This is a genomic window from Natronoglycomyces albus, assembly GCF_016925535.1.
In the GTDB taxonomy this organism is placed as follows: domain Bacteria; phylum Actinomycetota; class Actinomycetes; order Mycobacteriales; family Micromonosporaceae; genus Natronoglycomyces; species Natronoglycomyces albus.
Genome location: NZ_CP070496.1, coordinates 429,845 through 444,134 on the forward strand (window position 1 = coordinate 429,845; position 14,290 = coordinate 444,134).

At 64.2% G+C, this 14,290-nt stretch carries 10 protein-coding genes; 4 read left to right on the forward strand and 6 right to left on the reverse strand.

What is annotated here, in order from left to right:
* Positions 1 to 116: 116 nt before the first annotated feature.
* The 4 genes from JQS30_RS01785 to JQS30_RS01800 all read right to left on the reverse strand — a co-directional run bounded on the left by JQS30_RS01785 (position 117) and on the right by JQS30_RS01800 (position 7,150).
* Entirely contained in the window at positions 117 to 1,328 is a 1,212-nt protein-coding gene (locus JQS30_RS01785; RefSeq protein WP_213171695.1) for a metallophosphoesterase, read from the reverse strand.
* A gap of 236 nt (positions 1,329 to 1,564) precedes the next feature.
* Positions 1,565 to 2,719 (reverse strand): DNA polymerase III subunit delta', encoded by a 1,155-nt coding sequence (locus JQS30_RS01790; protein WP_213171696.1) that lies wholly within the window; start codon positions 2,717 to 2,719, stop codon positions 1,565 to 1,567.
* The gene (gene tmk / locus JQS30_RS01795; protein ID WP_213171697.1) at positions 2,716 to 4,935 is read right to left on the reverse strand and encodes a dTMP kinase; all 2,220 of its coding nucleotides are present in this window, start codon (positions 4,933 to 4,935) and stop codon (positions 2,716 to 2,718) included. The genes JQS30_RS01790 and tmk overlap by 4 nt, the downstream gene beginning before the upstream one ends.
* 1,282 nt (positions 4,936 to 6,217) lie before the next feature.
* Complete coding sequence (locus tag JQS30_RS01800; RefSeq protein ID WP_213171698.1) at positions 6,218 to 7,150, reverse strand: TetR/AcrR family transcriptional regulator; 933 nt, start codon at positions 7,148 to 7,150, stop codon at positions 6,218 to 6,220.
* Between the two features lie 694 nt (positions 7,151 to 7,844).
* Between JQS30_RS01800 and JQS30_RS01805 the strand changes: the two genes are divergently transcribed.
* The gene (locus tag JQS30_RS01805; RefSeq protein WP_213172922.1) at positions 7,845 to 9,179 is read left to right on the forward strand and encodes a glycosyltransferase; all 1,335 of its coding nucleotides are present in this window, start codon (positions 7,845 to 7,847) and stop codon (positions 9,177 to 9,179) included.
* A 65-nt stretch (positions 9,180 to 9,244) separates the two neighbouring features.
* Positions 9,245 to 9,757: a YbjN domain-containing protein gene (locus tag JQS30_RS01810; protein ID WP_213171699.1), complete on the forward strand. Its 513-nt coding sequence runs from the start codon at positions 9,245 to 9,247 to the stop codon at positions 9,755 to 9,757.
* On the opposite strand, the gene JQS30_RS01815 is transcribed toward JQS30_RS01810, so the two are convergent.
* Positions 9,741 to 10,637, reverse strand: coding sequence for a diacylglycerol kinase (locus JQS30_RS01815; protein ID WP_246498123.1), 897 nt, complete (start codon positions 10,635 to 10,637; stop codon positions 9,741 to 9,743). The genes JQS30_RS01810 and JQS30_RS01815 overlap by 17 nt on opposite strands.
* A 127-nt stretch (positions 10,638 to 10,764) precedes the next feature.
* On the opposite strand from JQS30_RS01815, the gene JQS30_RS01820 reads away from it, so the two are divergent.
* A complete protein-coding gene (locus JQS30_RS01820; RefSeq protein ID WP_213171701.1) occupies positions 10,765 to 11,514 on the forward strand; it encodes a phosphoglyceromutase in 750 nt (249 codons plus the stop codon).
* 242 nt (positions 11,515 to 11,756) lie between these two features.
* On the opposite strand, the gene JQS30_RS01825 is transcribed toward JQS30_RS01820, so the two are convergent.
* Entirely contained in the window at positions 11,757 to 13,493 is a 1,737-nt protein-coding gene (locus JQS30_RS01825) for an N-6 DNA methylase (RefSeq protein WP_213171702.1), read from the reverse strand.
* A 134-nt stretch (positions 13,494 to 13,627) separates the two neighbouring features.
* Between JQS30_RS01825 and JQS30_RS01830 the strand changes: the two genes are divergently transcribed.
* The gene (locus JQS30_RS01830; protein ID WP_213171703.1) at positions 13,628 to 14,245 is read left to right on the forward strand and encodes a hypothetical protein; all 618 of its coding nucleotides are present in this window, start codon (positions 13,628 to 13,630) and stop codon (positions 14,243 to 14,245) included.
* Positions 14,246 to 14,290 lie beyond the last annotated feature (45 nt).

Below are 14,290 nucleotides of genomic sequence, written 5' to 3' on the forward strand. Positions count from 1 at the left end.
ATGGCGTCAGCCTACCGCGCGACCCCGAAAATGATCTTGCTCGGCCATCCGTGAATGTGGCGAAGTCGAAACCCATCCACCCTTGGGGACAGTCACCGTGACAGTGTCGTCGCCGGTCACGAGTTCGGCGAGCGCAGCGTCATCACCGTGATCTCCGAGGGCACTCCCAGACGAACCGGCGGGCCCGACGTCCCGACCCCATTGGTCACGTACAGCGTCGTGTCACCTTTGGTCCACAGACCAGAGGCGGTTGGGTTCGAGAACCCGGAAATGAGATTGTTCGGGAAGATTTGACCACCGTGGGTATGCCCCGACAGCTGCAAGTCCACGCCCCGACGCACGGCCTGGTCCACTTCGACCGGTTGGTGAGACAGCAGCACCACAGCCCGCTGCTCGTCTCTACCGCCCAAAGCGGCATCGTAATCGGGGCCGACATCGCCCGGGGAGTTCTTCCACACGTCCACGTCATTGACCCCGGCCAGATCGAAGCCCGCCAACGAGGTCCGCACGTTTTGCAACGGCACCAGTCCCAGACTGCTCAAGTGCTCCACCCAATGGTCAACTCCCGAGTAGTAGTACTCGTGGTTGCCCGTCACAAAGAAAACGCCCTCGCGGGCCTGTAGTTCTCCCAAGGGCGCGGCGGCATGCTCCAACCCCTCCACGTCGCCGTCGACCATGTCTCCCACCAGCACAATAAGGTCGGCGCGGGTGGCGTTGACAGCGTCGACGACCCTCTGACAGAAGTCGGCTCCGCGTAGAGCCGACAAGTGCATGTCGCTGATGATGGCGATGCGATAGCCGTCCGTGGCCGCGTCGAGCTTCGCGAGCGTGACCTCAAGGTACTTATAGCGTGGGGTGCGGAATCCCTCATAGAGGCCGTAGCCGGTTGCCGCCAAGGCGGGCACGGTCGCGGCCACGGCGATGGAGCGCGAAAGGAGAACGCGGCGGGAAATCCCCGCTGGTTCTTCGCACGAAGCGGGTGCGGGGTTGAGGCTTGCTTGGGCGGTGTCGCGGCGGCGCAACCACCAGCGGATGGGTTCTGCCCCCAGTAGTGCGGCCAGCAGGCAGGCGAAAATGGTGAACCAGATCTGGCCGGGCCAGGCGACGAGTTGCTGGAACCAATGGGGCAGTAGCGAGGGGGTGGTGAAGCGGGAGATCAGGTAGACGATCAGCAAGACCACCATGGTGGTAGTGGCGGCGCGACGCGGAATTGACCCAAGCCTTGTGGTGTCGCGCACCAGGCGACGCCACACATAGTAGTGCGCCGCTGAGACGCCAACGGTGAGCAAAGTCAGACGCACCAGAAACCAAAACCAATAAATCTCCACTGTGAATTTCTATCGCAACCAGTTGGTGCGACCGGTTGTGGAGGAGTCGCGGCCCCCACAGTTCACAGTGGCATGAGGCGCCGTACGACCTCAGGGTGCCACGACAAATATCCCAAGGGAAATGAGGAGGCCGCCACCAAAGGCACTTTCGGCGTACTCGTCGTCTCGATTACCTGCGTAGACTTCGTCTCCTGCGGCCTTGAGTTCGCACTTTTGTATAAGCCGCCAGGTGTGCGCTAGTTGCCCGTCCACAGCCGCGTCATGAGGGCTTCGACGGCGATTCGGGGCCGCACGTTGCGGTCGATCGCCTCCCGGCACTCCAACACCGCGCTGATGCGACGTAGCAGCGACTCCGGCGACATCTTCGAAGCCGCGGAACGGCTGACCTCGACCATGTCCGGATGCACCGGTTCGACCGGCGAACCGAAGCCCGCCACCAGCGCGTCCCGGTAGAACGCGGCCAGGTCGACCAGAGCCCGGTCGAGACTGTCACGTTGGGACCTGGTGTCACGGGTCTTCTGCCGTTTCTCCAAATCTTTTAGCGCGGCGGCCGACCCTCGGGCGGCCTTGCTGGCCCCTTTGCCGGTGCCGCCCTTGCCTAGCGCCATTTCCAGGGATTGGCGTTCGGCGCTGGAGCGTTCGGTGTTCGCGTCCGAGGCTTCAGCCTCGGCCGCTTCGATCAATTCGACCGCGGCGGAGAAACAGGCGGAGATTCCGGTCAGCTGGCGGGGAATGGCGAGGACGTCGCGCCGCTTGGCCCGGGCAGTCTCATCGGTGGCCAGTCTGCGGGCACGTCCAATATGGCCTTGAGCCGCGGCGGCGTATAGTTCGGCCTCACCTGCGGGCAGCTGTTCGGAATCCATGAGTAGGCGCGCGATCGCGTCCTTCGGGGGTTGCCGCAGTGATACCACTCGGCAGCGGGACCGAATCGTGATCGACAATTCCTGGGGGTTGTCCGAGGGCGCGCACAGCAGGAAAACCGTTCGCTCGGGGGGTTCCTCGATGGCTTTCAACAGCGCGTTCCCGGCCGACTCTGTCAGGCGGTCGGCGTCTTCGAGGATGAGGATCTGCCATTTGCCTCCGCTGGGGGCGCGGCTGGCCATCGTGATCACCCGCCGGACTTCGCCCACACCTATGGAGAGGCCTTCGGGAATGATGCGCTGCACGTCCGCGTGCGAGCCGCTTTGCACCAGGTGACACGAGGAACATTGCCCGCAGCCGGTGTGGTGGTCACATTGGAGGGCTGAGGCGAACGCGGAAGCGGCAACCGACCGGCCGGAGCCGGGCGGCCCGATGAACAGCCACGCGTGGGTCATGCCGATTCCGGCGGCGGCGTTACTGAGCACCCCACGGGCGTCGTCTTGGCCGATCAGGTCTGCGAACACGCTCACTTGCGGCTGGCCTCCCAGGCGCCCTGATGGGCGGTGGGGGAGCCCGGCTCGCCCGAATCGGTGTCCGCCTCGCCCGGGCCAGCCGCCGGTGCTGCGGTTGCCTCGGGCGAGCTCGCCGGGTTGCCACCGTTGGATCCGGTTGCCCCGTCGTCGAATTCGGGCCACGGTGAGTGTCCGGTGGCCAGCGATTCACCCTTGGGCAGGACACCCAGACGAGCCGCGACCACGGACTGTACCTCTTCGGCGATGGCCTCGGGGCTCTTCGAGGCGTCCACAACCAGATAATTGCGCTGGTTGCCCTTCGCTTTCAACAAGAACGCTTCGCGTACCCGGGAGTGGAAGTCCAGTGATTCCTGTTCCAGTCGGTCGCCGTTGCCGTCGTGTTTGGCGCGGCGCAGCCCGGTTTCGGGGGCGATGTCGAGCAAGACCACCAGGTCGGGACGCAAGTTCTTTGTCGCCCAGTCCGACAGCCAGGAAATCTCCTCGCCTCCCAGCGCACGGCCAGATCCTTGGTAGGCGATCGAAGAGTCGATATAGCGGTCCGAGACCACCACCGCCCCGCGTTCCAGGGCTGGGCGCACGATGGTGTCGACGTGGTGAGCTCGATCAGCCGCGTACAGCAGCGCCTCACAGCGGGCCGAGGGCGTCTCAGAGGTGGAACTGAGCAGCATGGAGCGAATCCGGGCCCCGATTTGGGTTCCACCCGGTTCCCGGGTCCGTACCGCTTCGTAACCTTGCAGCTTCAGCCAGGCGGAAAGTTTAAGTGCCTGGGTGGACTTGCCTGAGCCCTCGCCACCCTCGAAGACGATGAAGAATCCGGTGCCATTGCCCGGTGTGGTGGGGATGAGCGGGCGGCCCCGCAGGGACGCCCACAAGTCGGCCAGCGCCGGCACCCCGGGCTTGTCGTCCATGCGTTTGAAGGCCATGAGGCCAATGATGATGACGAATACGGCCGCGATCAGCATGATGAGGCGGCTGAACGACCAGGTGAACTCGACGGCGCCGAGTTGCACCTGTCGGGTCGCGCCGAGCCCGGCCAGCGTGGCGCCGAGCGAGATCGTGAGCATGAGAATTACTCGCACGGCGGTGCCGATGAAGGCGAAGATACGCCCGCGTACTTGGTCGGACACTTCGCGTTGCAGCAGCGTGATTCCTGCCAGGAATGCCATCCCGGCCCCGGCGCCGATGATGGCCGTGCCGATGAGGGCTAGGCCCAGCAGCGGGGCGACCGCGTTGAACAGCAGCCCGATTCCGGCTAGCACGATGGACATGCCAAACCAGCGGCGCCGCGATAGCGCCCCCACGATCTTGGGCCCGGCGACGATGCCAATTCCCAACCCGATGAACAAGGTGGCCGCCAGGGTGTTGAACGCCGCCGATCCGGCGTCGAGCGATTCGGCGTAGGTCTGGCCGCTGCCGATGAGGATGCCCGCGCCGCAGAAGGCACCGAGGATACCCACGACAAGGCCACGCACCAGTTGTTGTTCTTGTACGTAGCGCCAGCCGTCGGCGAAATCGCGCCACATGCTGTTTTGAGAGTCGGGACGGCCTTCGGGGCGGCCAGAGATCTCTTTGATGCCGAAGTAGACCGTCAACGCGACGATCAGGAACATCAGGGAGTTGATGTAGAGGCCGATGACCATCGGCTGGGCCCACATGCCCAGGTTCCCCCAGACTCCGGAGCCACGTTCCAGGATGGCCATGAGACCGAAGGCGAGGACGGGGGCGATGCCGTATGTGGTGGCGAGGGTCAGCTGGTTGGCCATCTCCAACTTGCTCTTGGGAAGCAGGTTGGGCATCGCGGCTTCCTTGGCGGGCATCCACACCATGACGACGGCTTCGATGGCGACTTGGGCGATCATGATCCACACGATCGTGACGCCGACTGAGCCAGTGGCCAGGTACACCGTCGGGATCGACCCCAGAAGCAGGAAGCGAGCGATATCGCAGGTCACCATGGTTTTGCGCCGGTCGAACCGGTCGGCGAAGATGCCAGCTATGGGACCGAAGATCAGGGCGGGGAGGAGTCGCAGGATGATGACGCCGGAGAACGCCGCGCCTTTGGCGGCGGCTCCCTCGAACAGCGACTGGGCGAAGGCGGCGGAGGCGAACAGCCCCAGCCAGTCTCCGAAGGACGCCAACCCGAGTACGGTCCACAGTCGTCTAAAGGGCGGAATCCGCAAGACCGCCTTCAGGTCAGCTGCTGGGTCGCTCATGGTGGTGGGTGCCTTCCTTGTATTCACGCTGCCGAGTTGCGCTGGCCACAGAAACTGCCTCGAGCGACACGTCGCGTGGTCGGCCAGAGGATCCCGCGAACCTCGACGCTGGGTGGAGGACCACCTCGCATCCGGTCACCGACCGGGTTACCTCAGCCTCTAGAGGCCCTGGGGCCTGCCCTCGACGAGCCCGCGCCAGCGTCACTGACTCGAACGTAGTCGCCCTGAGAGTTGCCCTAGAGGCGAGGTGACGACGTGTTATGACGCCTGAGCAGGTCCTCGACGTGGTTTGCCGAGTCTGGCGGCTGTGAACTAGTGAGAAACCGACCTGGTTTCACCCGTATTGCTCACCCTCCGCTGCCCTGAAAAGGGCTGGTGTCGCTCGCGCTGGGTCCTGTGTGGGGAGCCAGAGGCAATGCGTCGTTATTGTCAACGACTATTGCTGTGCATCGATACAGTCAGCCTAGCCCGCGCCGCGAGCTCATGTTTGTTTCGGCCCACTAACTGTGGGCCAGCAGGTTCGTCGCACCTCAAAAGCGCGCGATGACTACACCGTAGCGGCTGCCGCCGCGCAGCTCAGGGGCGGCAGCCAGCAAACGCGGCCATCGTGACGCAAGAGGAAAACTGTGAATCATGAGCTTCACGACAGTCGCTTGCCCGGTCGGTCATAGTCGTAGTGGGCAAGCCCATGACTTAGTTGAGTCTGCGCGCCCAGAGGGTTGTCTCACGGTGGCCCAGCGGTGTCCCTCCGCCCATCTGAGCGCGGTAAATGGCTGTTCTGTGGCCCGGCGAACCTGCCTACCCGGGACCTTCTCCCGGTAACATCTCGGCGTACCCACATTGGGGCTCGCACCGCCTGATGGGGCGGCCTGGCCACCGAGTGCGGGCACCTCAGGCGAAGAAGGGAAGTGTTGAGTGCGACCGCTGGCCCCCAAACCAGAATCAAGCCAGCGGAATCGGGCAAAATCGCACGTTGAGCTCTCAACTGGGGTCGCCTGAGCGTTGTTGGATCACCACGGCCAGATGCGGGCCGTGGCACAGGGCCGCCGACCGGGCAGTGAATCGAACCATTCGAGCGCGGTTGCGTTCACCTCCCCAGAGCAGGGCCACATACCGAGCCGTCAAACATAACCTTTAGCCCCCACCGTCAAACACTGCCGTGACGAAAGGCTTGTGGCGAAAACTCACAACAATGCTTTAAGGCAATGCCCCACGACTCAATCCGGGGGACTGAGCCGTCAACATCAGCGTTAATGGTCAAGATTGACTAAACCCACCGCCCCTAACGCACTCGATCTCGCAGGTACTCACTCACCATACGACGCGCCTCCGACAACGCTTCGTCATCGCCTTCGGGGTCGCGCCTAAATGCCCGCCGCACCAGCGCCTGACCGGTTTCCAGCGCCACGGTGACAGCTTCGGTCACCCACGGGTCGACCTTGCTGCCGACCAGCTCGGCAACGGTGGCGATGACCTGCTCGGCGATGAGGTCGCCTCCGGTGGTCATGGTCGTGCCACGGCCCGGATCAATAACGTCGGCCAGATGCAGCACCCGGAATCCGGGAGCCGTGCGGTACATGTGGATGTACTCGTCCACTGCCGCCAGCGTTCCGTCGTGCCAGGTGGAGATGTGGTGCGCCTCCAGGCGCATGGCGAGCCGGTCCAGATATTGGTCGATGTAGCGCTGGCTCAGTGCCTCGGTGAGGGAACGCTTGTCTCCGAAAAATTGGTACACCGAACCGATGGCCACGTCCGCGCGTTGGGCGATCGCGGTGGTTGACAGGCGGTCGTAGCCGACCTCTTCGACCAGGCTGGCGGCGGCGTCCAGCATGCGGGAGACACGGGCGGCAGAGCGCTCCTGCACCGGCAGGCGACGCAGCGCGCCGACCGAGGTGACCGTCTCGGTATGGCGAGTGATCTTGGGCCGACGCTGCGTCTTGGGTTGGGACGGTGGCTGGGTGGTCTGGTGGGTCGCCGCCGGGCCGCTAGTGGTCTCGGCGGAGCGGGCACGCGGCAGGGACGGTTGAGCCGGTGAGGCCGGTTCGGACCCAGCGGTCTTGGCCTCGGAGATGGTTTCCTTCATTAGCCTCTTGCGTCGAGGCAGGTCCGCCGATTCCTTGGCGCTGTCGGCAGACAGCGCGTCCTCGGCCAATGCTTCTCGAGTCAGAGATTCCTGTGCGACTGTTTCCTGCGACGCGACGGCCGTTGAGCTCATAAGAGTTGTCTCCCCCCTTGAAGCTGCTTCCAAAGCGCGGTGGCCGCGTGGTCGGTGGGGCGCTGCGCAATCGAACGTCCCCTCCCGCGGCCGGGCCGACCGACTCTTGGAAAAGCCTCCTTGTTGACAATTAACTCTCATGATGAACGACTTGTCCGGTTTAACGGGTGAAGCTAACGCTGTGTCGCGAACAAATTTCTATGAGTCGAATGGTCGAGAGTGTCTCGGAATATATGACTGACTGGTCACGTTCTCCTTAGAAGGTTGTGTCGTGACCTCCTCTGGCGTGAAAATTAACGAGGTTCGCAATGCGCCGACGCCGACCGATCTCAAGGCACTTCGGTCCGGTCGTTGGGGTATTGCCCAACGTCGGTGTTCGTCTAGCCCACGAGTGCCGCAGGCAACCCTATGTTTGCCGCATAACCTGCGCAGAATGTGAAGGAGGCTGGGAAGACGTGTGCCTATGGTCCGGTGGGTTCAAGCAGATGCTGCTGCGGCCAACCGGCAAGACAGTCCCTCACACGGGGCCCACGGCGGTGGGCCAGCCGCAGGCGTGTCTGGGCACACACTCCGATCAGTCTCGGCATCAATAGAAAGGCACAGGACCTTGTCCTTCTCCCGTGGTCGCTTCTCCTCCGTTCCCTCGCCTCGCCGCGACCCCCGCAACCGTCGCTCGCTTCCGCGCCGCGTCGCCATGCTGTCGATGCACACCTCCCCGCTGGCACAGCCCGGAACCGGTGACGCTGGTGGAATGAACGTCTACATCGACCAAACCGCGAAACAACTGGTAAGCCGTGGTGTCGAGGTCGAGGTCTTCACCCGGGCCACCTCCTCGTCCGAGCCTCAGAGCGTCGTCACCGACCACGGCGTCGTGGTGCACCACGTTCCCGCTGGCCCGTTTGAAGGACTCTCCAAGCACGACCTGCCCGGTCAGCTATGTGCCTTCGCGGCCGGAATCTTGCGCACCGAGGCCCACCGCCCCGAGGGCTACTTCGACCTACTTCACAGCCACTACTGGCTCTCCGGCCAGGCCGGATGGATCGTCGCCGACCGTTGGAACGTGCCGCTCCTGCACACCTTTCACACCTTGGCCAAAGTCAAGAACGACAATCTTGCCGCCGGCGACACTCCCGAGCCGCTGGGCCGCATCATCGGCGAAGAGCAGGTCGTGGGCGCGAGTGACCGCCTCATTGCCAACACTCCCGCCGAAGCCCGCGACCTCTACCAGTACTACGAGGCACCGACCGACGCCATCGACGTGGTTTCCCCAGGAGTCGATCTGGGAATCTTTCGACCAGTGACCGGCAGCGGCGAACCCGAAATCAGCACCAATGACCCCCTCGCCGCCACAGTGCACGGGCGCCCCTCCGACCGAGCCCCGAGCATAAGCTCTCCCGCCCTATCCAAGGCCGCGGCGCGCGCCCAGTTGGGTCTAGACCCGCAAGATCTCGTCGTGGCCTTCGTGGGCCGCATCCAACCGGCCAAGGCTCCCGATGTCCTCCTCCATGGATTCTCCCGCCTGCGCGAACGACACCCCGAACTGTCCGGTCGCCTCAAAGCCCTCTTCGTCGGTGGCCCCTCCAACTCCCACGCCAACTGGCTGCCCGACCTCATCACCGCCCACGGCCTAGACGAGTGTGTTCAGCAACTCCCTCCGCGCACCGGCAATGACCTCGCCAACCTCTATCGGGCCGCCGATGTCGTCGCCTTCCCCAGCCACAACGAATCCTTCGGACTGGTCGCCCTCGAAGCCCAGGCCTGCGGCACACCGGTCATCGCCTCCAACGTGGGCGGACTCGCCACCGTCGTTGACGACCAGCGCACGGGAACTCTGGTCAACGGTCACGCCGCCGACGACTGGGCGGCCGCCTTGCACCAGCTGCTGACCGATGCCGACCTGCGGCACAAGTATGGACGCGAAGCCAGTGCCCATGCCCAGCACTACAGTTGGTCATCGACGGCCGAAGGTCTGCTGCACTCCTACGTGCGCGCCCGACAAGCCGCCCGTGCCTTGGTGGCGTGCAGTTGAGGCGACGCGGGGCCCATAATGCATACCCACTGTCATTTGTCATTGAGGGAGGATGAGCCGAGGCTGTGAACACCGAACACCGCAACACGCGAGCGCTGGCCGATCAACTGGACGTCATCTTGCGAAGCATGGATGTCGATTACACCAAGAACGATGCGGGCCTGCTCTTCACCGTGTCGATCCCGGGCGAACGCCGTAAGACCATCGACGTCACGTTGGTGGTCGAAGATCACGCTTTGAAAGTTCTCAGCTTTGTCGCGCGCTGTCCCGAGGAGCGCCACCAGCAGGTGTGGGAGGAGCTTTTGCGGCGTAACTTCGAGCTGTTCAGCGTCGCCTTCACCATCGACGACCGTGACCACGACATTTATCTAGTGGGGCGCGTCTCGCACAGCAGTGTCAATGAGCATGACATCGACCGGCTGCTCGGCGTCGTCCACCAGGCCACCGATGGGGTGTTCAATCGGATTTTGGAGCTGGGGTTCGAATCCTCGATTCGGCAAGAGTGGCGGTGGCGGCTGGATCGCGGCGAGTCGACCGTGAACCTGCAGGCGTTCGAGCAGTTCAAGCCTCGCGATTAGCGGGTGACGGTGGGGCGAACACGGAGAGGGCTTCGGGCACGGCGGTGAAGGTCTGCGGCAATGGACCTAGCCGTTCCCCGTCCACGTAGGCACAGATATCGGGCGCGTTGACGCGGACGCTCCTGGCTTGCCGCACTTCCACGAAGGGAAGGCGCACGTGAGTACCCGCGTAGACCCTGGGGAAGACCGTCAGCAGCTTCGCTCTTGACAGCGGCTTGACGACCATGACGTCGAACAGGCCGTCGTCGGGCCGCGCCGAGGGTACTACCTTCATTCCGCCCCCGTAGTAGGGCATATTGCCGATGGCCACCAGCATCGCCTGCGTCGACCACTTTTGGCCGTCCAACTCCAGTTCATAGGGCACCGCGGTGAAGACGCCCAGTTCGGCTAGCATCGCCAGGTTGTACCGCAGCCGACCTTGGGGCCAGCGCATACGATTGGCTCGCTCGTTGACGCGGGCGTCGAATCCAGCCGCGACGACCCCGCCGAACCAGCGTCCCGAGGCTTTCCCCAGGTCGATTTTTCGTATTCGGCCCGCGCCAACATAGTCGGCCGCCCGCAGCGGGTTGCGCAGCGGCAGGCCCAGCGCGCGGGCGATGTCGTTGCCACCCCCGGCGGGGATGATTCCCAGCGGGGTGTTTCTCCCGGCCACAGCTTGCAGGCCCAGGTGAACCATGCCATCGCCGCCGACGAGGACGAGGGCGTCGGTACCTCCTTTGACCGCGGCTTCGGCGAGCTCGCCGCTGTGGCCCGCGTCGGTGCCGATCATGGTTTGCACAGTGAACCCGGCGATTGTCAGATGGGTGGCCACGCGCGAGCCGATGCGCTCGCCCCGGCCTCGGCCCGAAGTCGGGTTGATCAAAAGAGTGATATCGCGCATAGTCACGCTCGCAGCCTATCGGTCCGTCTTGCCGCGTTGGTGGGTAACTGGTCTCATCGGCGGCGAGGAGCTAACAATCACGCGCCCCAACTACTGCCACGGTATGAGACGCGGCAGGATAGGGGACATGACCGCTACTCTCGTGTTGCTTCGCCACGGCGAAAGCGAATGGAACGCTAAGAACCTCTTCACCGGCTGGGTTGACGTCGATCTGACCGCTGAGGGTGAGAAGGAAGGCGAACGCGGTGGCCAGTTGCTGGCCGAGGCGCAGATCGCCCCGGAGGTGGTGCACACCTCGCTGATGCGACGGGCGATCCGCACCGCGGAGATCTCGCTCAACGCGATCGATCGCCACTGGATTCCGGTGAAACGTCATTGGCGGCTCAACGAGCGCCATTATGGAGCCTTGCAGGGGAAGAACAAGGCCGAGACGCTGGAGGAATTCGGCGAGGAACAGTTCATGACCTGGCGTCGCTCCTACGACACGCCGCCGCCGCCCATCGCGCCGGACAATGAGTTCTCTCAGGTGGGCGACCCTCGCTACGCCCATCTTCCCGAGGAGATCATGCCGCGCACCGAGTGCTTGAAGGACGTGCTGGAGCGGATGATGCCCTACTGGTATGACGCGCTGGTGCCGGACCTGCAAGCTGGCAAGACGGTGCTGGTGGCCGCGCACGGGAACTCGCTGCGGGCGCTGGTGAAGCACCTGGAAGGGGTGTCCGACGAGGACATCGTCGGCTTGAACATCCCCACCGGCATGCCGCTGGTGTACAAGATCGACCAGACCACGTTGCGAGCCGAGGGGCCCGGGGAGTACCTGGATCCGCAGGCGGCAGCCGAGGCGGCCGCGAAGGTGGCCGCGCAGGGTAAGAAATAGCGGTTGTCCGGGCTGACCGTTCGAGCCTGACCGTAGGCAGTGTTTGGCAACCACCGTGGGGTGGGGCTGGCGTTAACGCCAGCCCCACCCCACGCCTTGTTTGTGGGCCGATGCGCTGTGGCCGGGGACCGCACTCCTGGTCGCAGGTTTGGCACGGCGCCGGTCTCAAGATGTAGTGGTCGATCCCGGCGGCGCGATGCGGTAGACGGCGCGCCGGTGATGTTCTCACCTATGCCGAACGATCATGCGTCGGCCGGGCGAACGGTCCCCGTGGCGAGGCCGTTCGCGGCCAGCAACGTTATCCGATCCAGTTCTTCGCGGGTGCGCCGCAGGTGCTCGCGCTCAGCCAGCAGTTGTCGAAACGCCGCCCCGAGTCGTTGTTGCTCCTCCAGCGGCAGCTGGGGCACCCGCACCGATCTGAGCTGGTGTTTGCCCGTCGACGTGGAGGTGCCCGCCGCGCTGGTCAACTGCGCGGTGAGCAGTACGGCGAGCCATCCGGGGTCGATGCTGTGGGGTGGGCATACGACCGCGATCGCGCCCGAGTCGACTGTGTCCAATGAGCCGATTGTCGTGATGGCGACTCCGTCGACGAAGGTGACCTTCACTCCTTCGGACTCTGGTAGCGAGACCGGACCCAGGTGTATCTCAAGCTTTAGCGTCTCCTCTAGCTCGGCCAATGTCGCCACCGGATGGACTTCGGGTTGGCTGGCCTCGACTGAGACGAGGTCGGGCAGTGGTGTTGTGCGCCCCAGTAGTTCCCGCAGCGGCTCTGTCTCGGCCCGGAAGTCGGAGACGTCCAATGTGGCGTTGGTGAGATATGACTGCGGTGTCACGTCGACCGTCTCGTTGAGCACGTGGACCAGCGGAACGGTACGTGAATGCGTGGTGGCGAGGCTCGCCGCGGGCTGGGCGCGGAATTGTGGCCAGGTCTGGGCGGTGTCTTCTCCGTTCGCCAGTAGCAGTTGCGTCGGTGGATGGTGTGGGTCGGGGTGGCGCAAGACCCACAGGTGGGCTTTCGCGTGGCTGAGGCCAATGACCGCTTGCAGGGCTCCCTGTCGCAACAGTTCGGCCCGTATCCGTCGTCCGGAGCGCCTATAGGCCGCTAGTAGTGGCATGACGAGCAGCGCCACTCCGGATGGGGCGACGCGGCGTAGGCACAGTTGGGCCCACGCCAGTTCGTGTTCGATCCGTGGAGGCGTGCCGAACGTGTAGGGGCTGGCCGCACCCAGTTGCTGGCTTTCCCAGGTGGGGAATCTATTGGGTGGACGACACACGACGAGGGAAAAGCGCCCTTCGTTCGGGTCGGGACTGGCGATGGGCGCGCTGGCGGTGCACGAGATGTCGGCGTTGGGGAAGGCCAGGGTGAGTCGGGCCTGGGCGATGGCGACCCGGGCGGGGTCGGCGTCTTCCCCGGCGATGGCCCTCAGCCGCATGGAGGCGGGCATCGCCGCGCCGAGGGCCAAGAGCGCGTCTCCGTCATGACAGTTCGGGTCGTGGAGGGAAACCGTGGTGGCTTCCGGAGCGAGGATCGCGGCCAGCTGGGCTAGCTCGCTGTGGTCGCCGCCGCGCATCTCGCCGTCGCGGGCGCGTTCGAGAAAGAACTCCAGCAAATCGCCCGGTGAGTGTTGCCCGCCAAGTTGGTTTAGCTGATGGCGTATGTCCGCGTCCCAGCCTGGCGGTGTGGCCCCGGTCAGTGCGCTACCGAGGTCGGCGACGAGCGCGTGTGGGTCTCCATAGGCGGATACGAGGCTGAACCATAGCCGGTCAGGCTCGGTGATGTTCAGTTGTTTTCCCTGTTGTTGAGCCCATTCTTCGATGTCCGCGAGCCGGAATAGCGGCCGGGTGGCAGTGCCGCCTGCCGGTTCGGGAAAGCTGGCCAGCCGCCGCCGCCAGTTGCTGACGGCGGGGCGGTTCACATTCGCGAAGCGGGCGATGTCGGTGAGTGTCACGGCTGCGGCCGATGCCGTTGGTGTAGCCAAGGGAGCCTCCTGAGCTGCTCTTACGAGCGTGAATCGCAGCATATCGCATCGAGTTAAGCACCCCGGTTCACGGCGTGATAAGCTGTGAAGTAGATTCACAAGTATATCGGACGTGAATATACCGAACATGGAGAATGACTGTGAAGACTAAGACCACTCCTCGACGCCGGGCCATGCGACTGGCCGCCCTTGCCAGCGGCGTCGTGCTTACCGCCGGGCTGGCCGCCTGCGGCGGCGACGACTCCAGCAGCAGCAGCGACTCAGGAGACAACGACAACGGCAGCAGCGACTCCAGTGACAACGGTGAGGCGGACGGCAACGACGGATCGAACCCCGGTTCGGCCCTGCCCGCCGGTTCCACCGTTGAAGTCGGAGACTGGGAAGTGACGCTAGGGGACACCGTCCTCGACGCGGCCGAGCTGGTGGCTGACGAGAACCAGTTCAACGACGAAGCCCAAGAAGGCCACCAGTTCGTCCTGGTCGCCATCGATGCCACCTACATTGGTGAAGATTCCGGAAACTTCTGGATCGACGTGACCATGAAGGTTCACGGCAGCGGCGGCAACACCTTCGACGACCGCTGTGGAGTGATCCCCGATGACATCACCGACGCCGGTGAGACGTTCAGCGGCGCATCCGTCAGCGGAAACCTGTGTGTCGAGGTCGAAAGCGACCAGCTGGACGGCGCGACGTGGATGGTCGAAGAACTCTTCTCTATGGACGACAACCGGTTCTTCATCGAGATCGAGTAAGAAGACACTGGCCGATGGCTTGGGGCGAACCCGCGTGCGCCCCAA